Annotated in this window: 1 protein-coding gene; it reads right to left on the bottom strand. The window is 75.1% G+C overall.

All coding sequences use genetic code 11. The annotated features are described in order from the left end of the window. Window positions 1-425: acyl-CoA dehydrogenase family protein (locus tag RNC47_RS37095; RefSeq protein ID WP_394814966.1), on the bottom strand; the 425-nt coding region annotated here is incomplete at both ends.

The following is a 425-nucleotide window of genomic DNA, read 5'->3' as shown; positions in this document are numbered from 1 at the left end:
GTACGGGCAGCCGCTCGTGTGCCAGTCGTCGATGCCCACGGTCCGCTCCTGTGGGAGGAGCATGACGTGCGGTTCCGGTTCGGCGCCGGGGGCGGGCGGGGCGTTCACCCCGGCGATGATCCACTGGGCGTGGTCGATGCCGGAGCAGAAGCGGCCCCACATCCCGCGCACCAGATAGCCGCCGGGCACCCGTTGGGCGGGCGGGCCGCTGAGGCGGAGTTGCAGGGCGACCCGGGTGGAGGGCGCGGCGAAGACCTCCCGGCGTGCTTCCGGGGGGAGTTGGGCGACCGTCCAGGTGGTGCCGCCCATGACCGCGCACAGCCAGCCCGCCGACGCGCAGCCCCGGGAGAGCTCCTCCGCGGTCAGGAGGGCGGTGGCGAAGCCGAGGCCGCTGCCGCCCCAGACGCGCGGGGTCAGGACATCGA

The organism is Streptomyces millisiae, assembly GCF_031845425.1.
GTDB classification, from domain to species: domain Bacteria; phylum Actinomycetota; class Actinomycetes; order Streptomycetales; family Streptomycetaceae; genus Streptomyces; species Streptomyces millisiae.
Note: the sequence above shows the minus strand (reverse complement) of the source record. Positions and strands in the feature narration are given on the sequence as shown.